This is a genomic window from Serratia sp. NCCP-200, from assembly GCF_059697885.1.
Map to the genome: position 1 here is coordinate 51,878 of NZ_BAAKUJ010000004.1, position 20,580 is coordinate 72,457.

Genomic DNA, 20,580 nt, shown 5'->3' on the forward strand with positions numbered 1-20,580 from the left:
AGAATAAAATGATCGCCCTTACCTTAATATCTGCAGAAGGCTTAATCACTCTGTAGGAAGGGACTATTCTCCTGTAGTCCGTTGTACCTTCTTTAAGCTACTGAGCAGCCGTTGCGCTTCCCCCAGCACCGCCGTTGCGGTGGCCTGAACGGGGTTGTCATGCAATGACTGACAAGCTTGATTCAGTTTTTCAGCATTCACCAACCGGGCCGCACCAGCCAATTTATGGGCCAACGCCCGTATGCTTATCAGGTCCATCGGTTGTTGCTTCATGTCCATGGCAAGTTGCGTACAGTCTTCATGCAAGCAATCCAGCAGGGTTTGGATGAACTCTTGCAATATCTTTGGCTGGCGCAATTCCGCAGGTAAATCTTCCACGACAAACGCAGGCTCCTCTTCACTGCTCCCCACATCAGCCAGTGGCAACGTAGACAATTTCGCTTTTAATATGCTCAGGTTAACCGGCTTAAACAGGCAGTCATCCATTCCCGCCTGCAGACAGGCCTCCCGTGCACTTTCTTGCGCATTGGCCGTCAGCCCCCAGATCACCGTAGGAACGGACTGCTGTTCACGCTCGAGGAGCCTGATTTGGCGGCTCAGGCTGTAACCATCGCGTTCAGGCATCTGGCAGTCGGTGATAATCAGGTTGAAGCTGTCCTGCTCCAACAACTGCAGCGCCTGCTCCCCATCCCCCACCGCACTGGGCTGATGGCCAAGAAACTGCAACTGTTGGGTCAACAACATTCTACCCGCCGGATGATCTTCAACGATCAGTACCCGCAGCTGGGATGATGCCACCGGGGCGGGTTCCTCCAGAGGTGTTTGAGGGGGGAATTTCAGCAATCTCGGCACCGAAAGCAGCACGATGACCTCGCTGCCAATACCCACCTCACTGTTCAATGCGATGGTCCCTCCCATCATCTCTACCAGCTTGCGGCAAATATACAGCCCTAGCCCCGTCCCGCCAGCCTCCCCATTGCCCTGAGTAAAGGGTTGGAAAAGACGCGCTTGAGTAACAGCATCAATCCCCTTGCCAGTATCAGAAACACGTAGCCGCAGATCCGCTCGTTCTTCGCTAATCTGATCGACCACGACGCTGAGCGTGACCTGCCCTTGCTCGGTAAACTTGATGGCGTTACTCACCAGATTGGATAGCACCTGCTTGAAACGCATAGGATCTACTAACACATCGCCAGTGATCTCCGCGTCAATATCCAACCTGAACGCTAACCCTTTTTGGCGTGCCACACCGTCAAATAACATCGCCACGGCTTCAATCAGGCGACGGATATCGGCACGCTGTGGATGCAGGATCAGACGGTCCGCCTCAATGCGTGAGATATCAAGAATGTCACCAATCAAGGCCAGCAGAGAATGGGCGGACTCATGTGCAACGCTCAGCAGTTCTCGATCTAAAGCTTCCTCCCGTTGCGGGCGGTTCAGCAACAGCTCCAACATGCCGATAATGGCATTGAGCGGGGTACGGATCTCATGGCTCATGGTGGCCAGGAAGGTGGTTTTAGCCCGGTTGGCACTGTCTGCGCGCTCTTTCGCCTGCTGTAACTGCGCGATCAGGCGATCTCGTTCGGTCACGTCAAACCACCCGCCGATTTTTCCTTCAGCACGCTGATCTTCAGTAATTAACAATTGGCCCCACTGCTGCAAAGTACGCGACTGGCCTCCCAACTGCATAACTGATAAAACCTGTTCCTGCTCACCACCCCGGCCAATATCCAGCGTAACAGGCAGTTGCAGTGGGTAATTTTCCAGTGAGCTACCGACCACCTTCTCTGCGGGAGCATTGATGGCATTAAAAAACGGCGTGTTCGCCATCACTATCTGGTCTTTCAGATTGGTGATGTAAATCGGCAAGGGCACGCTATCGATGATCGCCTGGCAACGCTGCACCAGGCGGCGCTTACTGCGCAACCGGCTGATAACCAAGACTATCACCAGCATTGCCAGCAACAGAACGATCGGTAACCACGCTGTGGAATAACAGTGGGCAAGCAATTCTCCATCACCCGGGGTACCTTCAAGCAGATAGGTGTTGTTATACCAATTGCTGGTCATCGCATGGATATCCTCTGGGGGGATATTCAGCAATGCCTTGTCGAGGATGGTTGCCAGGGGATATTCATTACCAGAGACACCAATCACAAAACGCGCCGGTTCAATATCCAGAGCACTCAGAATACTAAGCCCCGATGTGGGCTCCCGAGCCAGGAAATAATCGGCGCTAATCATCGGCAACACGAGTGCTTCAGCCTTCCCTGCTTTTAGCGCCTCAATACCGGCTTGGGGTGAAGGCACGGTAATGATCCGGCTCTCGGGGTACTGTTCCCGCAAGATAACCTGCAGAGGGTGCCCTGCGACCAGGGCAATCAACTGCGGAGGATCATGGCTAATCTGCTCCTGGATCCCCAGCAATACCCAAGAGTTGAATAAATAAGAACGAGTGGTCAGCAACCCGTTAGGCCAGATTGCATCTAGCGTCACGCCAGCGACAATGTCAGCCCTGCCGGTTTTCACCGCATCCAGGGAGTCTTGCAGCGATTGCGCGCGGATAATGTCAAACTTGAGCCCTATACGGCTAGAGATAGCCTCCAACACATCGGCTGTCAGACCACGGAACTCCCCCTGAACGTCGAAGAAGCCCAGAGGGGCAAAATCGCCATTAACGGCCAAGCGCACCCTGGGATGTTCTTCCACCCACTTTCTTTCCAATGAGGTCAGCAGCAGGTGTTCATCGCTTTGTGACATGGGGATCCCGCCATTCCAGCGGCTTTGGATCTCTGCATGGGTGCTTTCCGGAATGCTCGCTAAAACAGCGTTCAATATTCGCTGTAAACGCACATTCCCCTTGGCCATGCCAAAGGAGAAGCCTTTGATGTCCTGCTGTGGCAGCAATTGCAAACGCAGATTGTTCAGGTTGCCCTGATTGATTAAATAGCGAGCCACCGTGGCATCACCTATAAAAGCGTCCAGCTTCTTGAACGACAACGCCTCCAGCGCCCGGCGCGGTATGTCAAAAACCTGATAATCCGCCGGAAAGCGTGCTACCAAGCTCTGATTACCGCTGTATAGGCGTTCGATAGCAATGCGCTTGGGGGGATTCTGTTGCAGCAGGCTGTCGGTGCGCACCACCAATGCCGGTGAGGCAGAGACATAAGGTGTAGAAAGCAGCATGTCGGGATCGGCTACGCTTTTTGCAGCGACATTGCCGATCAGATCGACTTCTCCCTTATCCAGACTCCTCCGCAAGGCTGAGGCATCTTCGTAGTAACGCACCTTTATCTGTACGTTAAGGTTATAGCCGACGATCCCCAGGTAATCAGCATTGATACCACCATAATCCCGGGTGCCACTGATGATATCAAAAGGAGAATAATTGGGGGCCGCAATGCCGAAAACCAGCACACGTTTACGGCGCAACCATTGCCAATCATCACTGGTTAGCTCAGGCTCGGATAATTGAACCTGGCTACGGCTAAGCAAATTTGTTTCACGAAACGCTGGAACTTCCCCAGCGGAAACACCACAGCCAAAAAACAAAAGTATCAAGAGCAATTTATTCATCGTCAGGTCGTTCGCTCTGATGATGAAAAAAAGCCACTAAATCTTCCGTACTGCTAACTTTTAGTTTTTCCATCAGACGTGTCTTATAAGTGCTGATAGTTTTATTGCTCAAAATCAGACGATCGGCTATTTCCTTATTGCTAAGACCCTCTGACAAATACCGCAACACGGTCAATTCACGATCGGAAAGGCGAGCAAGATCATTCTCACTTTTTTGCGGTGAATTTAGCAAAGGCATCAGAGTAATCTGTGGAAAGCAAGCATAGCCTTGCAGCACCAGTTGGCACAATGGTGCCAATTGACTGATATCCTGATCCTTGTTGAAAAACCCGCTAGCCCCGGCACGCAACGCTCTTTCTGCATAGCTCCCCGTGGGCAGGCTAGTATAGACCACCACTTTAATAGCGCTGTCCACCTGGCGAATATGCTGTAGGATCTGCAGCCCATCCATTTTGTTCAGCATGATATCAAGTATCACCAGCTGCGGCGTATTTTCCCTTATTCGCGCCATGGCATCCAGACCGTTAGTTGCGGTCTGGATCGAGTTATTACCTAATGAAGATAAAATTGCTTTCACAGCGAAACAAATTGCGGGGTGATCGTCAACAATCAGCCAGGAACCCATAAGAATATCCTTATCCTAATACTAGTCCTAAAAATAAAAACCCATAGAGAGTTGCTTATACTGCAACACAATTCGCTCTTGAGTTACCAATATACTTCGCTCTTGCACGCAACCTCTGTGCTATTGATTGCAATTAAATATAAGGTATAAGGGGGGAATAGCTAATCGATTGTGGCATTATAATATTCCCTGCGCAACACGCTGTTGCAAACCCTGTTCAAAAGTTTGCATGCCTGACTGCGCACCGGTTTGCAATACGCTGACCAACTGATGGGTTTTACCTTCGCGGATCATGCTGCTCACCGCCGCCGTGGCCGTGAGGATCTCGTAAATGGCAACACGCCCTCCTCCGGGTTTGCTCAGCAGCTTTTGCGCGATCACCGCCTGCAGGCTACTGGCCAACTGGGCCCGAACATAGGTTTTCTCTTCCGCCGGGAAGACATCCACCAGCCTTTCCACCGCCTGTGGTGCGCTGCGGGTATGCAAAGTAGCTAGAACTAGATGGCCAGTTTCTGCCGCGGTCAACGCCAGCCGAACGGTGGTGGTATCACGCAGCTCCCCCAGCAGGATCACGTCTGGATCTTCACGCAGTGCGGCCCGCAGCGCATCGTCAAAACTATGGGTATCCCGCCCTAACTCGCGCTGCTGGATTAGGGAACGCTGGCTACGATGGATAAATTCGATCGGATCTTCCAGCGTGAGGATATGTCGGCGCTGATGCCGATTAATAAAGTCGATCATCGCCGCCAAGGTGGTCGACTTGCCGCTGCCGGTAGCACCGGTGACAAGTATCAAGCCATCTTCGCGTTGCAGCAGCGCCGGAATAATTTCCGGGGTAGTCAGTTCGGCCAACGTTGGGCAGTGGCTGGCGATCCGGCGTAACGCCACGGAGACCCCGGCGTTTTGCAAAAAGAAATTGGCACGCAGCCGGGTACCATCAGCCAGAGCTAGCGCCAGATCGAGCTGCCCCACCTGCTGGAGTTGCTGCCACATCGTTTGCGATAACTGCGTTTGGCACCATGCCGACATCTGCTGTTGGGTGAGGATTTCCCCACGTTCCACGGCCTGGAGTTCGCCATCGATACGTAACATTGGCAGATGGCCGGTACAAAGGTGCAGATCGGAGGCATTATGCTTTACACTAAGAGCCACAAATTCATCGATATCCATATCAATCTCCCGGGTTAATCATGAGCACTATCCAACAGAATCTGCAGGATGTCAGGAGCCGTATTGCAGCGGCCGCTCAAGACTGCGCACGCATTCCAGAAGAAGTGACATTGCTTGCAGTCAGCAAAACCAAACCTGCGGAGGCGATCGCACAAGCCATCGCCGCAGGCCAGCACGCGTTTGGCGAGAATTACGTGCAGGAAGGGGTAGACAAGATCCAGTATTTTGCCCAGCGGCCGGAAGGGGCTGGATTGGAATGGCACTTTATCGGCCCGCTGCAATCCAATAAAAGCAGGCTGGTGGCAGAGCACTTTGCCTGGTGCCACACCGTTGACCGCTTACGTATTGCACTGCGCCTGAACGATCAGCGCCCCGCAGAAATGCCGCCGTTAAACGTGCTGATCCAGATAAATATCAGTGACGAGCAGAGTAAATCTGGCATTGTATTGAGTGAGCTGCCAGCGCTGGCCGAGGCGGTCGCCGCATTGCCTAACCTGTGCTTGCGTGGGCTGATGGCCATCCCGGCCCCGGAACACGACTATCAGCGCCAGTTGGCGACATTCGGCCAGATGAACGACGCTTTCCAGGAGCTCAAGCAGCGCTATCCGCAGGTGGATACGCTGTCGATGGGCATGACAGATGATATGCAGGCAGCGATCGCCGCTGGCAGCACGATGGTTCGTATCGGCACCGCAATTTTTGGCGCCCGCGACTACTCGCACACCACCGTATAACGAGGATTTGATGCAACATCGCAAAATTACCTTTATTGGTGCCGGTAATATGGCTCGCGCTATCATTGCTGGCTTAGTCGCCGGCGGCTATCCGGCAGCCGCCATCAGCGTTTGTGCGCCGTCAGCAAAAAACCGTGACGCCCTGGCCGCCGAATATGGCATCCACAGCAGCGCAGACAACATCACCTGTGCAAAACAGGCCGACGTCGTAGTCCTGGCGGTGAAACCGCAAATGATGGCGCAGGTTTGCTTACCTTTACAGGAACAGGTCGATTTCTCCGGTAAACTAGTGCTGTCGATCGCCGCCGGTATTCTGGTGAGCCGTTTCTATCAAATGCTCGGTGAAGGCTTGAATATCGTGCGCATCATGCCCAATACCCCTTCACTGGTCGGTAAAGGAATGAGCGGGCTGTATGCTCCCGAGCAGGTTAGCCAACAGGATCGTGATTACACCAGCGATCTAATGAGCTCGGTGGGTAAAGTCTGCTGGGTCGATGACGAAAACGGCATCAATGGCGTGATCGCCGCCGCAGGCAGCGCACCAGCCTATTTCTTCCTGTTTATGGATGCCATGCAGCAGGAAGCCGAACGAATGGGATTCAGTAGCCAGGCCGCTCGCGATCTGGTGCAGCAGGCCGCTATCGGTGCTGCGGCATTGGCCGCCGCCAACCCGGAAATTTCACTGGCTACGTTGCGTGAGCAGGTGACCTCCAAAGGGGGCACCACCGCCGAGGCAATACGGGTGTTCAACGAACATCAGTTGCCAGAGACCGTTGCCAAAGCCATGCAGGCCGCCGTTTCCCGTGCGCAGGAAATGGAAAAATCATTTTAACTATGCCCGATGAGTTTCAGGCCGCCACGGTGGTCTGAAAACCAAGGGGATAACCCAGAAGTTAAGGAGAAGGGTAACTTACATGCTAACGCTGACTTTTCTGGTCAAAACCGTCGTTGATATTTACGTGATGGTGCTGCTGTTGCGCATCTGGATGCAATTGACGCGCACAGACTTTTATAACCCGTTTTCGCAGTTTGTGGTGAAAATCACCCAGCCGATCGTCGGCCCACTGCGCCGCATCGTTCCTTCGATGGGGCCGGTAGATAGCGCGTCATTGCTGTTGGCGTTCCTGCTGATGACCATCAAATATCCGCTACTGCTGCTGATCCAGAGCGGTACCCTGTCACTCAGCCTGTACAATTTGCTGTTTGGTCTGATTTCTCTGATCAAATCCGTCGGCTACCTGATCTTCTGGGTGATGATCATTCGCGCCTTGATGAGTTGGATCAGCCAGGGCCGCAGCCCGATTGATTATGTGATGTTCCAGCTTACCGAGCCATTGATGGCCCCTATCCGCCGCGTGATCCCGGCAATGGGTGGCATTGATTTCTCCGCAATGGTAGTGATCCTGATCCTGTATCTGATCAACTACCTGGGGATGGATTTGTTTGGCGAGCTCTGGTTCCTGCTGTGAGTGCAGTTACCCCGCAGCTGGACGGGCTGGTGGTCAGGCTATATATTCAGCCCAAAGCCAGCCGCGATCAGATTATTGGCCTGCATGGCGACGAGATAAAAGTCGCCATCACCGCACCGCCGGTTGATGGCCAGGCCAATGCCCATCTCATCAAGTTTATCGCCAAGCAGTTCAAGGTGGCGAAAAGCAACGTGATCATCGAGAAAGGCGAGCTGGGGCGGCACAAGCAATTGCGCATCCTCAACCCGCAACAGATCCCTGAGGCCATCGCGGCGCTCATCGAATAATTTCAAGGTAGCTATTATGCAAAAAATCGTTCTTGCCACCGGCAACCCCGGCAAAGTGCGTGAACTCGCCGAACTGCTGGCCGATTTCGGCTTTGACGTGGTAGCGCAAACCGAGCTTGGCGTAGATTCCGCCGAAGAAACCGGCCTGACGTTTATTGAAAACGCCATTCTCAAGGCCCGCCATGCCGCGCAGATCACCGGTCTGCCAGCGATTGCCGACGACTCAGGCCTGGCAGTCGATGCCTTGGGCGGCGCTCCGGGTATTTATTCTGCCCGCTACGCCGGTTTAGAGGCCAGCGACCAGCAGAATCTGGACAAGCTGCTGGTGACGCTGAAAGACGTGCCTGCGGGCAAGCGCGGTGCTCAATTCCATTGCGTGCTGGTGTATATGCGCCATGCGGAAGATCCAACTCCGCTGGTATTCCACGGTTGCTGGAACGGTGAGATCACTTTTGAAGCGGCCGGCGTTGGCGGCTTCGGTTACGATCCGATCTTCTATGTGCCAGAGTTGGGCTGCACCGCAGCAGAGCTGACGCGGGAAGAGAAAATTGCCATTTCCCACCGTGGCAAGGCGTTGAAGTTGATGTTGGAAGCGATGCGTAATGCCAGCTAACAGCGTACAACTGCCACCGCTCAGCCTGTACATCCATATTCCCTGGTGCGTACAAAAGTGCCCATACTGTGATTTCAACTCGCATGCCTTGAAAGGCGAAGTGCCGCACCAGGAATATGTCGATCATCTACTGGCGGATCTGGATGCTGATTTGCCGCTCGCCAGCGGTCGTGCAATCAGCACTATCTTTATCGGTGGCGGTACGCCGAGCCTGTTGAGTGCCGAAGCCATGCAGGCACTGCTGGATGGCGTGCGGGCGCGCATTCATGTCGCGGATGACGCCGAGATCACCATGGAAGCCAACCCAGGCACCGTGGAGGCCGATCGCTTCAGTGGCTACCAGCGCGCCGGGGTGAACCGCATCTCGATTGGCGTACAAAGCTTCAGCGCCGAGAAGCTAACCCGTCTGGGGCGCATTCATGGCCCAGATGAGGCCAAACGCGCGGCGCATCTGGCAACCGGCCTGGGCCTGCGCAGTTTCAATCTGGATTTGATGCATGGCCTGCCGGATCAGTCACTGGAAGAAGCGCTGGACGATCTACGCCAGGCTATCGCCCTCAATCCGCCGCATCTGTCGTGGTATCAGCTCACCATCGAGCCAAATACCCTCTTCAGCTCACGCCCGCCGGTATTGCCGGACGATGACGCGTTGTGGAATATCTTTGAACAAGGGCATGAGCTGTTAAGCGCCGCCGGATATCAGCAGTACGAAACCTCGGCCTACGCCAAACCGGGTTACCAGTGTCAGCACAACCTCAACTACTGGCGCTTTGGCGACTATCTGGGGATAGGTTGTGGCGCACACGGCAAGCTGACCTTTGCCGATGGCCGCATTCTGCGCACCGCCAAAACCAAGCATCCACGCGGCTTTATGCGAGGTGACTATCGGGACAAGCTGCATGAAGTCGAGGCGCACGATCGGCCATTCGAGTTCTTTATGAACCGCTTCCGCCTGCTGGAAGCTGCGCCACGCGCCGAGTTCGCCCATTATACCGGGCTGGATGAGAGTGTGATCCGCGCGCCATTGGACGAAGCACTGGCTAAAGGCTATCTGCTAGAGACGCCAGAGTATTGGCAGATCACCGAGCATGGCAAACTGTTCCTTAATTCGCTGTTGGAACTGTTCTTGCCGGAAGAATAACTTAGGTAGAATTGCAGGCTCACCTGTATGGGCGCAGCATGTAAGCTGCGCCCATTGAGATCATCAATGCGGTTCAAGCCCTAAAAACTCAGCAACACTGCCCTGGCAACAAAAAAGGTTCCGTCGAGTTAAGAGTGCAATTCTTAAAACAACGGAACCTGTTAACGTAAAACCTTAGTTCAACGCCTTAACCAGATCCTTACGCTGGGTTTCCAGTGCCGTTACGCGTTTACACACGTCGCGACCGAAGTTCTGGAAGTCCTGCTCCTGATTGTTCCATTCGTTCTTGATGGCCTGCTGTAGCCCACCCAGATTGCCCATGATCGCCTGCAACGGGTTGCCATTGCTGTTGGCAACCTGCTTGACACCCATTTCGTTCAGGCTGTCCTGCAATACGCCGCCCATGCTCTGCTGCACGATATTGCGGCCATCCTGCTCCACCTGAGCGATCGCCTTGTGGTGGAACGTGAGGCCGTCGCTGCGGTGTTCAATGATGCGGTTCATCTGCTGCTTCAACTGATCGTTGAGCGTGGTCAGGCGGTTACGCACATTGCTGTCAGTACCCAACTGCTGAACGATGACTTTATCCAGCGCTACCCGCGCCTTCTCCAAATGCTGCTGCGCACCCTGATCGATCCAGGGTAAATCTTTACGCAATGCGCTCTGGTAGCTGAACGCCTTCTGGCGCTGGTTATCGTTCAGGTTCAATGCTTTGCCATCACGAGTGACATCGCCGTCGGCGGTAATTTGCAGGTTACCGCTGGCACCTACCACCTGCACGGTCTGCGGGCTGATAATCACGTCGTCCTGTGGCCTGACGCTGCACTGATACTCGGCATGCGCCTGTGAAGCCGTTAACAACAGCAAGGCCAATCCGGTTCTCTTTAACATAGTTTCTCCTGACTCCCTTCCAACCGCATGTGCGATGGAGTTAAAAAATCGAACGGCTAATGCGTTGAGACAACAGTTCTAGTGCAGCAGTTCCCGCCAATGAGTTACCGGATGCATCCAGCTCCGGCGACCAGACGACAATCGACAGTTCATCAGGGACGATGGCGATGATACCGCCACCCACTCCAGACTTGCCCGGCATGCCAACCCGATAGGCGAATTCACCTGCGCCGTCATACATACCGCTGGTCATCATCAAGGCGTTAATCTGCCGGGCCTGCAACGGGCTGATCACCTCTTCGCCATCAAGCGTCCGGCCCTGGTTAGCCAGGTAGACAAAGCTGCGTGCCAGCTCAATGCAGCTCATACGTAACGCGCAGTAGTGAAAATAGGTTTGCAGCACGGTCAGTACGTCATTGTCGAAGTTACCGAACGACTTCATCAGATAGGCAATGGCGGCATTGCGGTCAGAATGTTCAAATTCAGAGCGCGCCACGCGGGTGTCATAGGATAGGTCATCAACGCCTGCCAGTTGGCGCACCACTTCCAACATCCGCTGCTTGGGAGCACTAAGCCGAGTTTGCAGCATATCGCATACCACCAGCGCGCCGGGGTTGATAAACGGGTTGCGCGGTTTGCCCTGTTCCATCTCCAACTGCAGCAACGAATTAAACGGCAGGCCAGAGGGCTCTTTCCCCACCCGCTGCCAGATTTCACCTTCTTGATAACGCGTTAGCGCCAGCGTCAGGCTCAATACCTTGGAGATCGACTGGATCGAAAAGCGCTCCGTTGCGTCCCCGGCCTGAAACAGCTCACCGTCAACGGTACAGACGGCGATCGCCAGCCGATCGGCGGCGACTTCTGCCAACGCGGGAATATAGTCTGCAACCTTGCCTTGCCCAATCAACGGGCGTACCTGTTGCAGGATCTCTTCCAGCAACGCGTTATCTAATGTTGTTACCACCGCGCTCACTACTCCAGAAAGGACACCAGATAAAACAAAGGTGCCATTAAGGCACCTTCGGCAATGCTAATCGGACGGGATCAATCCCACCAGATGTCGAACAGATCGCTGGTTTTCACATCGTTCAGCTTGCGTGCTTCCAGCCAGTTTTTGATCAGCTCACGGTGTTCTTCAGTACAATGACCAATCGTCTGCAGGCAGATCAAACCTTCCCATTGCAGATAGCCACTGCCGTCAAACGCCAGGCCGTTCGGCTCGATCACTTCCTCGATAAACGCGTCCAGGGTGCTGTCGATATCTTCAACGGCGGTCCCTTCAGCAAAACGCCAGGCTACAGAGAAGCCTAGTTCCTGAAACTCTTCGATATGCAACTTTTTACGTAAACGACGACTACGGTTCTTAGCCATTATTCCATCCTCTCAAACATCAAATCCCAAACGCCATGTCCCAGACGCTGGCCACGTAATTCAAATTTTGTCAGCGGACGCGAGTCCGGGCGCGGTACGTAATCATTACTCTCGGAGAGATTACGGTAGCCTGCGCTGCTGCTCATGACTTCCAGCATGTGTTCCGCATAGGGTTGCCAGTCGGTGGCCATATGGAATACGCCACCGACTTTTAATTTGCGCTGCACCAGCTCAACAAACGGCGTCTGTACGATGCGGCGTTTGTTGTGGCGCGCCTTGTGCCACGGATCCGGGAAGAACAGCTGCACCATATCCAGTGAAGCGTCCGGGATCATATTCTGCAAGACTTCTACCGCATCGTGGCACATCACCCGCAGGTTGGCCAACTCCGCCTCATGGGCATCGGCCAGACAGGCACCTACGCCCGGCGAGTGAACCTCGATCCCCAGGAAGTTCTGCTGCGGGTTGTTGCCCGCCATGGTGACCAGCGAAGCCCCCATGCCAAAACCAATCTCCAGCACGGTTGGCGCTTCACGGCCAAACAGCGCGGCGATATCGACAGGTTCAGCCTGATATTCCACGCCCATCACCGGCCAATAGTTGTCCAGCGCCTGCTGCTGGCCTTTGGTCAACCGCCCCTGGCGGCGAACAAAACTGCGGATACGGCGCATCGCGCGGCCGTTCTCATCAAATTCTGGGGAGATGACGTCATTAATCATAGTGCTTTCTGTCTATTTGGCTGCCAATTAGGGGAACGCGCATTATGCAAAGATACCTTGCTTTAGCAAGCGTTCATCATCATACCGGATGTGCTACTGCGGAAAGTTCCGGTTTACAGCACCATCACTCTATGCTGCAATCGCGCATCATTATTTTATCTGCCGGATAGCGAACTCGCTCATGATGCAAGCACAACAGTTCTCGCACGTAGTGCTTGACTGGTACCAACGCTATGGCCGCAAAACGCTGCCGTGGCAACTCGATAAAACGCCTTATCAAGTATGGCTCTCTGAGGTGATGCTGCAACAAACTCAGGTTGCCACCGTTATTCCTTATTTTCAGCGCTTTATGGCACGCTTTCCGAACGTGCGTGCCCTGGCCGAAGCGCCGCAGGATGAAGTCCTGCATCTGTGGACCGGGCTTGGTTATTATGCCCGCGCCAGAAACCTGCATAAAGCGGCGCAGACCATTGTCGCACAGCACGGCGGTGAGTTCCCGACAACCTTTGAAGAAATTGTCGCACTGCCTGGCGTAGGCCGTTCAACTGCCGGTGCCATTCTCTCTCTGTCCCAGGGGCAGCACTATCCAATCCTCGACGGCAACGTTAAACGTGTACTGGCCCGTTGCTACGCCATAGCGGGCTGGCCGGGCAAGAAAGAGGTGGAAAATCGCCTGTGGGAGATCAGCGAAGAGGTCACGCCGGCAAAAGGGGTTGGCCAGTTCAATCAGGCAATGATGGATCTGGGAGCGATGGTCTGCACCCGTAGCAAACCGAAATGCGAGCTATGCCCGCTCAATGTCGGCTGCATTGCCAATGGCAACAGCAGTTGGGCCAACTATCCAGGCAAAAAACCCAAGCAAACCCTGCCGGAAAAAACCGCCTACTTCCTGATGCTGCAAAGGCACGATGGCGTCTGGCTGGAACAGCGCCCAGGTGCTGGCCTGTGGGGCGGGTTATTCTGCTTCCCGCAGTTTAGCACGCGGATCGATCTTGAACTCTGGCTGCAACAACGCGGCCTGCAAGGTAGCCGTTTAGAGCAAATGACCGCCTTCCGCCATACCTTCAGCCATTTCCATCTGGATATTGTGCCTATGTGGCTGAACATCGACAAAGCGGGTAGCGCCATGGATGAGGGTGCCGGTCTCTGGTATAACTTAACGCAGCCCCCTTCGGTCGGGCTGGCCGCGCCGGTTGAGCGCCTGCTACAGCAGTTGGCCAAACAGTCCCCGACCCAACCCGGTTTATTTGGCAACAGCGCCATTGACGAGGAATTAGCATGAGCAGAACCATTTTTTGTACCTTCCTGCAGCGTGACGCCGATGGGCAAGACTTCCAGCTCTATCCAGGGGAAGTCGGCAAGCGCATCTACAACGAAATCTCCAAGGAAGCCTGGGGAGAATGGATGAAGAAGCAGACCATGCTGATCAACGAGAAAAAGCTCAACATGATGAACGTGGACGACCGCAAACTGCTGGAACAAGAGATGGTCCGCTTCCTGTTCGAAGGGCATGAGGTCCACATCGAAGGCTATACGCCACCGAGCGAATAAGATTTTCCGGGCCAGCGCTGGCCCTTTCCCCCTGTTTAATTCTTCGCGTATACGGCTTTAACAAGATGAAGAAAATGTTAGCTTTGCTAGTGATAGCGCCTTTGCTGATCTCCTGTTCCGGCAAAAAAAATGACGTGGTCACGGAAGCCTATGTCAAAGACACCAACGCCTTTGATATTTTGATGGGCCAATTTGCCCACAATATCGAGAACATCTGGGGGCTGAGCGAAGTTCTTATCGCCGGGCCAAAAGACTACGTAAAATATACCGACCAATATCAGACCCGAAGCCACATCAACTTTGATTCGGGCACTATCACTATCGAAACCATTGCCACTACCGATCCAGCGGCTCATCTGCGCCAGGCGGTGATCAGCACCCTGTTGATGGGTGACGATCCAGGCTCGATCGACCTCTATTCCGACGCCAATGATATCCAGATCAGCAAAGAGCCGTTCCTGTACGGCCAGGTGCTGGATAACAAGGGCCAACCCATCCGCTGGGAATGGCGGGCGGCGCACTTCGCCGACTACCTGCTGCAAAACAAGCTAAAGAGGCGCACCTCGGGCCTGCACGTGATCTACTCGGTGACTATGCAACTGGTGCCTAACCACCTGGATAAACGTGCACACAAATATCTGCCGATGGTTCGTCATGCGTCTGAGAAATACGGCGTCGAAGAGTCGCTGATCCTGGCGATTATGCAGACCGAATCCAGCTTTAACCCGTATGCGGTAAGCGGTTCCGACGCGCTGGGCCTGATGCAGGTGGTGCAGCATACCGCCGGTAAAGACGTGTTCCAGAGCAAAGGTAAATGGGGCACGCCAAGTCGCAGCTATCTGTTCGATCCGGAGAACAACATCGATACCGGTACCGCCTATCTGGCCATCTTGCAGAACAACTACCTGGGTGGCATTCAGAACCCGACCTCACGCCGTTATGCGGTGATCACCGCCTACAACGGTGGAGCTGGCAGCGTGCTGCGGGTGTTCAATAGTGACAAGGCCAAGGCAGTGACCATCATCAACAGCATGCAGCCTGGTGATATTTATCAGACTCTGACCACCAAGCATCCGGCGGGTGAATCACGCCGTTATCTGGTGAAGGTTAACAACGCGCAGAAAAACTATCGGCGGAAGTAATCGCTGGTGAGAAAGGCAGGACAGGGGGGAAAGCCATTTTCCCCCTGTCTCCTACTCAGCCAACGTATAGCCGTTGCGCCCATTAGCCTTGGTTTGATACAGAGCCTTATCGGCTATCTCGACCAATTGCTCACGCCCCACGCCGGCTCGCCATAATGCAATCCCCTGACTCACCGTGACCCATTGCCCAACATCGGAACCTTCGTGCGGGATCGCGATCGCCGCAACCAGGGTCTTGATCCTTTCGGCCACCGCTATCGCTTCGGCACGATCGGATTTTGGCAGCAGAATAATGAATTCCTCACCACCGTAACGTGCCACCAGGTCCTGTGAACGACGCACGCTATTTTCAAAGCACTCGGCCAGACGGATCAGGCACTCATCCCCCATTTGATGGCCATAATGGTCGTTATATTTTTTAAACAAATCCACGTCCAGCAGGATGATGGCGAAAGGCTCCCGACTCTCCACCTCCCGAGAAAACACCTCGTCAAAGTAGTTGCTGAAATAACGCCGATTGGCCAGCCCAGTCAGCGGATCGCGGTTGGCCTGTTTACCCAGACGCTCGATCAGCTGCTTGTTCTCCCTTTCCCGCTCGATAGCCAACATAAACCATTTCTCCAACATACGTTTGGCCGAGTAGATCAAAAACAGCATCAGTAAATAAGAGAACACGTTCGCCAGTGAGGCTGCACCGCGCAGGAAAATATTCTCGCTGATGGACATCGCCAGTATCGGTACCGTAAACAGGCACAGCAGCAAGGGAGAGAGGTAAAAGGGGATCAGTGAGGCAAACACCAAGCCAATCAGCAAGGGGTAGACTATGGTCACGTTGCCCATGACGATCAGGTGATGAAAGGTAGCACACCAACATAGCGACAAAACCGTCACACTGGCTATCAGCCCCCACCAGCGAGCTTTCTCACCGTATGGCCGTAACACCCTCAACACCATATAGGTGACGAAGGCGACCAGCATCACGCCGGTGATCGCCGGAGCTGAACGTAGCAAATGGCTTAAAGACTCGTAAAGCCCTGACCCCAGACGCTGTAGGAACAAGTAGAAAGAGAACAAGGCGTTAACCAGCAAAAACCAGTCAAAACTGTGAAACGTGGACTTTCTTTTTTCTTTAGCGACCCAGGCGGCGTATTTTCGATCTTTCATTATTGGACTCATTGTCATACCACTCTACTCAATGTAGTGGTGACATCCGCCTTTGTCATGCAAGATAGACGGGCGCAGCATGCCGCACCCATACAATGCGGCTAGTACGATGAGGTTTTACGGCTTGATCATATAGCCAAAAATCCGTTTCCAGCCGTGATCTTTTTTCTCGATATACACGCCCTGCAACTCCGGTGAGAAGCCAGGCAAGCGGTTGATGCCCTCCTCCAGCGCCAGGAAGTAACGCTGTACCGCGCCGCCCCACACTTCGCCTGGCACCACGCACAGCACGCCCGGTGGATAAGGTAAGGCACCTTCTGCCGCGATGCGCCCGGCAGCCTGCGCGATCGGCACCAGTTCAACGTTGTCGCGGATAAACTCGACGTTGGCATCCTGCGGATTCATCATTACCGGCGGGAAATGATCCTGACGGAACATCTCTTTTTGCAACTGCTTCACGTCGAAGCTGACGTACAAATCGTGCATCTCCTGGCACAGCTGACGAATGGTGTAGCCTGCATAACGCTGCTGATTCTTGCGATAGACCGTCGGCAAGACCTCGCTCAGTGGCGCATCTGCCTCGACGTAACGCTCGAACTGCACCAGCATATCCACCAGATGCTCCATTTTCGCCGGGTTCTCCGCCGGGGTGAGCAGGAACAGTATCGAGTTGAGATCGCACTTCTCTGGCACGATGCCATTCTCACGCAGGAAGTTGGCCAGAATGGTCGCCGGGATACCGAATTCGGTGTACTGACCGGTGGCCGCATCAATTCCCGGCGTGGTCAGCAGCAACTTGCAGGGATCGACCAGATACTGCCCCTGTGCATAGCCTGCAAAACCATGCCATTGCTCGCCCGGTACAAAGTTGAAGAAGCGTGCATCGTTGGCGATCAGGTCGGTATCGTAGTCCTGCCAGTCCTTGCCTGCCACCTGCGGCGGAATAAAGGGCCGCAGCTGCGAACAGCGTGCCAGCAGTTGTTTACGCGTGTCGATCCCCAGCTTGACGCACTCCATCCACATGCGGCGGCCAGCGGCACCGGCATGCATCTTGGCGTTGACGTCCAACGCGGCAAACAGCGGATAAAACGGGCTGGTTGAAGCATGCAGCATAAACGCATTGTTGAGGTGCTTATGGTTGCAGTGGCGTTTCTGGCCTTTGATGTGGTCGTCTTTCTTATGGATCTGCGAAGTCTGCGAGAATCCTGCCTGCTGCTTATGCACCGATTGCGTGACGAAAATACCCGGATCGTGCTCATCCAGTTCCAACAGCAGCGGCGAGCACTCTTTCAGCATCGGGATAAAACCTTCATACCCCACCCAGGCCGAATCAAACAGGATGTAATCGCACAGATGGCCGATGGTATCGATCACCTGACGGGCGTTGTAAATGGTGCCGTCATAGGTGCCGAGCTGAATGATCGCCAGGCGAAAAGGCCGTGCCGCAGCGGCTTTTTCCGGGGCAACATGGCGGATCTGCTCGCGCAGGTAAGCCTCATCAAAGCATTTAGAATCGATGCCGCCGATAAAACCAAACGGGTTACGCGCGGTTTCTAGATACACCGGCGTCGCCCCAGCCTGGATCAATGCGCCGTGGTGATTGGATTTATGGTTATTGCGATCGAACAGCACCAGATCGCCACGCGTCAGCAGCGCGTTGGTCACCACTTTATTGGAGGCCGAAGTGCCGTTCAGCACGAAGTAGGTTTTATCGGCGTTGAACACTTTCGCCGCGTGTTTTTGCGCATCCTTGGCCGAGCCTTCGTGGATCAGCAGATCGCCCAGCTTCACATCGGCGTTGCACATGTCCGAACGGAAAATCGTTTCACCGTAAAACTCGAAAAACTTGCGCCCTGCCGGGTGCTTGCGGAAAAACTCGCCGCCCTGATGGCCCGGGCAGGCAAAGGTTGAGTTATCCATCTCCACGTAGGTTTTCAGCGTTTTGAAGAAAGGCGGTAACAGCGCCTGCTCGTAGGCATCGGCGGCGGCCTCCAACTGCGCCATGTAAAACGCTTTGGTCGCGGCAGCCAAGGCAAATACGCCAGTAATCAACGGCAGGTGATCCGGGGAAAGCTGTTCATCCCCCTCAACGGCAACAAACGTCGGGATCTCAAAGCCGGTCGCTTTAAGCGTTGCCAGAATACCGGCATCCACATCGCTAACGGAGACCACGGCCGCCGCCACATCGGTATAGTCAGTCTGCCCCACGCGCACAATTTCGCGCAGGGTTTCAATGCTGGCTACCAGGCTGGCGCTGGTTGCTATCTTCAATTCTTTCATCATGCTGAGTCTCAAACGGTTAAGGATGAGGGTGTGCCACTGGGCACATAATGAGATAACCCTGGTTATCCCGGCAAAGTGATGAGCCAAGGCGCAACCATGACCGGCCGATGCGGGTAGGCATCAGACAACTATCGGGGACTGGGATCGGCAGCGTCCGATAGACATCAGTAAAATCAGAGCCGCAGCTCTATTTTTAATCATGCCTAACAGCGAGCATTGGTTAGCTTTACCGCATAAAGGGCAGCGGTGTTCGCATAAATGGCGTTAAGGAAACACGGAGTGAGGGCGTCATCAGACTTCTGGAGCGCAGCTGCGCCGAGGTGGTTAAAGCCGTCATGCCTGTACTCCTCTGTGATGAAGTGGGAAATTCGCGCAATGATTACACGTTTTTTTCGAGGGTTCAAGCCGGTTAATAGTTACTATTAATGCATAATTATTTATTGATGCCGTGTGGAAAACCACACGGCTAGGCAGGCGTTGATTAGAACAGGTTGAACTTGTAATCCACCTGGAACTCAATCGAGTGGTTCTGAGCGCGCATCGGCTTGCCATCCGAGGTCAGCTTCGGCTGGTTGCTCTGGCTCTGATAGTTCCAGGATGGGCCACCGGACAGCTGGAACGCCAGATTCTTCAGCGCAGGCTGTGACGGCATCCAACGGGAGTAAACCAGGGTTTCACCACGCTCAATGCTATGGCCGCGGTACTTCATCCCCCAGCCATAGTTGGTGACCATCCCCAGCTCAACTTCTGGCGTAACGGCATAGCCGAAGGTCCAGGCCAGCATCTTTTCCTTATCGCCCACATAGTCGTTACCCCAACTGTCGGCCATTGAGTTAAAGGTGCCGCGGCTGTGCTTAGCCAAGTGCCACTCAAAGCGCCCTAACCCGTTGCCATTATCGAGTGAGGCCCGGGTGTATGAAGCTCCAACCTTATGCTTCCAACGCTCGGCGCGCCATTCGGCGTACATCGCATAATGGTAGGCATCATCATCGAACGTCTTGTGACGGGTAGACATACGGGTCCAGTCTTGCAGACCATGGTTGTAATACACCTGGCTGGCAAACTTGAGGTGATTTTCCGCCCAGGACGCCGGTTGCCAACCCAGTTCTACCCCGTGGCGTTGCATATAGTTATGGCTTTCCCCCAGGAAATAGAGCGCGCTATAGCCGTGATCGCTATAGCTCAATTCACCGGTCGCAATGCTGCTGATCTCCTTTTTATCCGCAGTGAGGAAATGGATCTTATCCGGAGAGTCCCTGTCGCTATAGCGAGTTACGTAGGCACCGCGTACCCGCACTGGCCCGGTAGCCGCTTCGCCACGCAACCCCAGATAGGTACTTGGAATGGCACGCGTGGAGTTATTGAGTGCGCCCCATTTTTTAATCTGCTGCCAACCGGAATAAAGGTGCAGATAGGTATCATCATCACCCAAACGCCCTTTCAGATAGAGCTGCCCAATCTTGTTGAAACCTTTGGCCTGACCGTTGTCGTTATACAACACGCTACGGCCCCAGAAATCATCGCTGGCGGCCAGTTTAATCACGCCATAATAAGAAGCGTCTACTCCCAGCATATCCGCAAAATAGCCGGACTGATAATCAAGGGTGATCCCCTGCCCCCAGGCCGTTTGGATGGAGCGCTCCCCATAATCCTCGGTGCTTAAATTTTTAAACACGTTACGAAAAGAAAGGTCTGCGTGGCTATCATTAATAAAGCTTGAGAAGAGATGATCGCTTACCTTTATTTCCTCTGCGCTGAGGGGGAAAGAGAACATCAGTGCAAAAAGTGCCAGAGGCTTTTTTATTTTAAATTTATTGATTTGATACATAGAAAAATCCCGT

19 protein-coding genes are annotated in these 20,580 nt (G+C 54.1%); 9 read left to right on the forward strand and 10 right to left on the reverse strand.

Going from position 1 to position 20,580, the window contains the following annotated elements; all coding sequences use genetic code 11:
• Window positions 1-63: 63 nt before the first annotated feature.
• From AC6HVW_RS14770 to AC6HVW_RS14780, 3 genes are all read right to left on the reverse strand, one after another.
• Window positions 64-3,435: an ATP-binding protein gene (locus AC6HVW_RS14770; RefSeq protein WP_175415637.1), complete on the reverse strand. Its 3,372-nt coding sequence runs from the start codon at window positions 3,433-3,435 to the stop codon at window positions 64-66.
• Between the two features lie 136 nt (window positions 3,436-3,571).
• The gene (locus tag AC6HVW_RS14775; protein ID WP_071682024.1) at window positions 3,572-4,204 is read right to left on the reverse strand and encodes a response regulator transcription factor; all 633 of its coding nucleotides are present in this window, start codon (window positions 4,202-4,204) and stop codon (window positions 3,572-3,574) included.
• A 177-nt stretch (window positions 4,205-4,381) separates the two neighbouring features.
• The gene (locus AC6HVW_RS14780; protein WP_071682025.1) at window positions 4,382-5,374 is read right to left on the reverse strand and encodes a type IV pilus twitching motility protein PilT; all 993 of its coding nucleotides are present in this window, start codon (window positions 5,372-5,374) and stop codon (window positions 4,382-4,384) included.
• A gap of 20 nt (window positions 5,375-5,394) precedes the next feature.
• Between AC6HVW_RS14780 and AC6HVW_RS14785 the strand changes: the two genes are divergently transcribed.
• From AC6HVW_RS14785 to hemW, 6 genes are all read left to right on the forward strand, one after another.
• On the forward strand, window positions 5,395-6,108 hold the full coding sequence (locus AC6HVW_RS14785) for a YggS family pyridoxal phosphate-dependent enzyme (protein ID WP_021179668.1): 714 nt from the start codon (window positions 5,395-5,397) through the stop codon (window positions 6,106-6,108).
• Window positions 6,109-6,118: 10 nt separating this feature from the next.
• A complete protein-coding gene (gene proC / locus AC6HVW_RS14790; RefSeq protein ID WP_071682026.1) occupies window positions 6,119-6,940 on the forward strand; it encodes a pyrroline-5-carboxylate reductase in 822 nt (273 codons plus the stop codon).
• A gap of 82 nt (window positions 6,941-7,022) precedes the next feature.
• Entirely contained in the window at window positions 7,023-7,577 is a 555-nt protein-coding gene (locus AC6HVW_RS14795; protein WP_021179666.1) for a YggT family protein, read from the forward strand.
• On the forward strand, window positions 7,574-7,864 hold the full coding sequence (gene yggU, locus AC6HVW_RS14800; RefSeq protein ID WP_024484043.1) for a DUF167 family protein YggU: 291 nt from the start codon (window positions 7,574-7,576) through the stop codon (window positions 7,862-7,864). Before AC6HVW_RS14795 ends, yggU begins: the two co-directional genes overlap by 4 nt.
• A 16-nt stretch (window positions 7,865-7,880) precedes the next feature.
• On the forward strand, window positions 7,881-8,477 hold the full coding sequence (rdgB, locus tag AC6HVW_RS14805) for an RdgB/HAM1 family non-canonical purine NTP pyrophosphatase (RefSeq protein ID WP_021806294.1): 597 nt from the start codon (window positions 7,881-7,883) through the stop codon (window positions 8,475-8,477).
• Window positions 8,467-9,618 carry a radical SAM family heme chaperone HemW gene (hemW, locus tag AC6HVW_RS14810; protein WP_071682027.1) on the forward strand — a complete coding sequence of 384 codons (1,152 nt, stop codon included), beginning with the start codon at window positions 8,467-8,469 and terminating at the stop codon, window positions 9,616-9,618. The genes rdgB and hemW overlap by 11 nt, the downstream gene beginning before the upstream one ends.
• Before the next feature lie 174 nt (window positions 9,619-9,792).
• Here the strand turns inward: hemW and AC6HVW_RS14815 are convergent, their stop codons facing one another.
• The 4 genes from AC6HVW_RS14815 to trmB all read right to left on the reverse strand — a co-directional run bounded on the left by AC6HVW_RS14815 (window position 9,793) and on the right by trmB (window position 12,599).
• Window positions 9,793-10,509 (reverse strand): YggN family protein, encoded by a 717-nt coding sequence (locus AC6HVW_RS14815; RefSeq protein ID WP_059201775.1) that lies wholly within the window; start codon window positions 10,507-10,509, stop codon window positions 9,793-9,795.
• Window positions 10,510-10,549: 40 nt separating this feature from the next.
• Complete coding sequence (gene glsB, locus AC6HVW_RS14820) at window positions 10,550-11,473, reverse strand: glutaminase B (RefSeq protein WP_024484046.1); 924 nt, start codon at window positions 11,471-11,473, stop codon at window positions 10,550-10,552.
• An 80-nt stretch (window positions 11,474-11,553) separates the two neighbouring features.
• Window positions 11,554-11,880 (reverse strand): YggL family protein, encoded by a 327-nt coding sequence (locus AC6HVW_RS14825; RefSeq protein ID WP_021179660.1) that lies wholly within the window; start codon window positions 11,878-11,880, stop codon window positions 11,554-11,556.
• On the reverse strand, window positions 11,880-12,599 hold the full coding sequence (gene trmB / locus AC6HVW_RS14830; protein WP_021806299.1) for a tRNA (guanosine(46)-N7)-methyltransferase TrmB: 720 nt from the start codon (window positions 12,597-12,599) through the stop codon (window positions 11,880-11,882). The genes AC6HVW_RS14825 and trmB overlap by 1 nt, the downstream gene beginning before the upstream one ends.
• A gap of 181 nt (window positions 12,600-12,780) precedes the next feature.
• Here trmB and mutY point away from each other — a divergent pair, with 181 nt between their 5' ends.
• From mutY to mltC, 3 genes are all read left to right on the forward strand, one after another.
• Window positions 12,781-13,881, forward strand: a complete 1,101-nt coding sequence (gene mutY / locus AC6HVW_RS14835) for an A/G-specific adenine glycosylase (protein WP_071682028.1) — start codon at window positions 12,781-12,783, stop codon at window positions 13,879-13,881.
• Complete coding sequence (locus AC6HVW_RS14840; protein WP_024484083.1) at window positions 13,878-14,150, forward strand: oxidative damage protection protein; 273 nt, start codon at window positions 13,878-13,880, stop codon at window positions 14,148-14,150. Before mutY ends, AC6HVW_RS14840 begins: the two co-directional genes overlap by 4 nt.
• Window positions 14,151-14,215: 65 nt before the next feature.
• Window positions 14,216-15,292, forward strand: a complete 1,077-nt coding sequence (mltC, locus tag AC6HVW_RS14845; RefSeq protein ID WP_186485959.1) for a membrane-bound lytic murein transglycosylase MltC — start codon at window positions 14,216-14,218, stop codon at window positions 15,290-15,292.
• 51 nt (window positions 15,293-15,343) lie between these two features.
• Here mltC and AC6HVW_RS14850 read toward each other — a convergent pair whose 3' ends face one another.
• The 3 genes from AC6HVW_RS14850 to AC6HVW_RS14860 all read right to left on the reverse strand — a co-directional run bounded on the left by AC6HVW_RS14850 (window position 15,344) and on the right by AC6HVW_RS14860 (window position 20,567).
• A complete protein-coding gene (locus AC6HVW_RS14850) occupies window positions 15,344-16,456 on the reverse strand; it encodes a GGDEF domain-containing protein (protein ID WP_071682030.1) in 1,113 nt (370 codons plus the stop codon).
• Between the two features lie 117 nt (window positions 16,457-16,573).
• Window positions 16,574-18,736 carry an ornithine decarboxylase SpeF gene (gene speF / locus AC6HVW_RS14855; protein WP_059202092.1) on the reverse strand — a complete coding sequence of 721 codons (2,163 nt, stop codon included), beginning with the start codon at window positions 18,734-18,736 and terminating at the stop codon, window positions 16,574-16,576.
• 484 nt (window positions 18,737-19,220) lie between these two features.
• Window positions 19,221-20,567, reverse strand: a complete 1,347-nt coding sequence (locus tag AC6HVW_RS14860) for an OprD family outer membrane porin (protein WP_137751193.1) — start codon at window positions 20,565-20,567, stop codon at window positions 19,221-19,223.
• Between the last annotated feature and the right edge of the window lie 13 nt (window positions 20,568-20,580).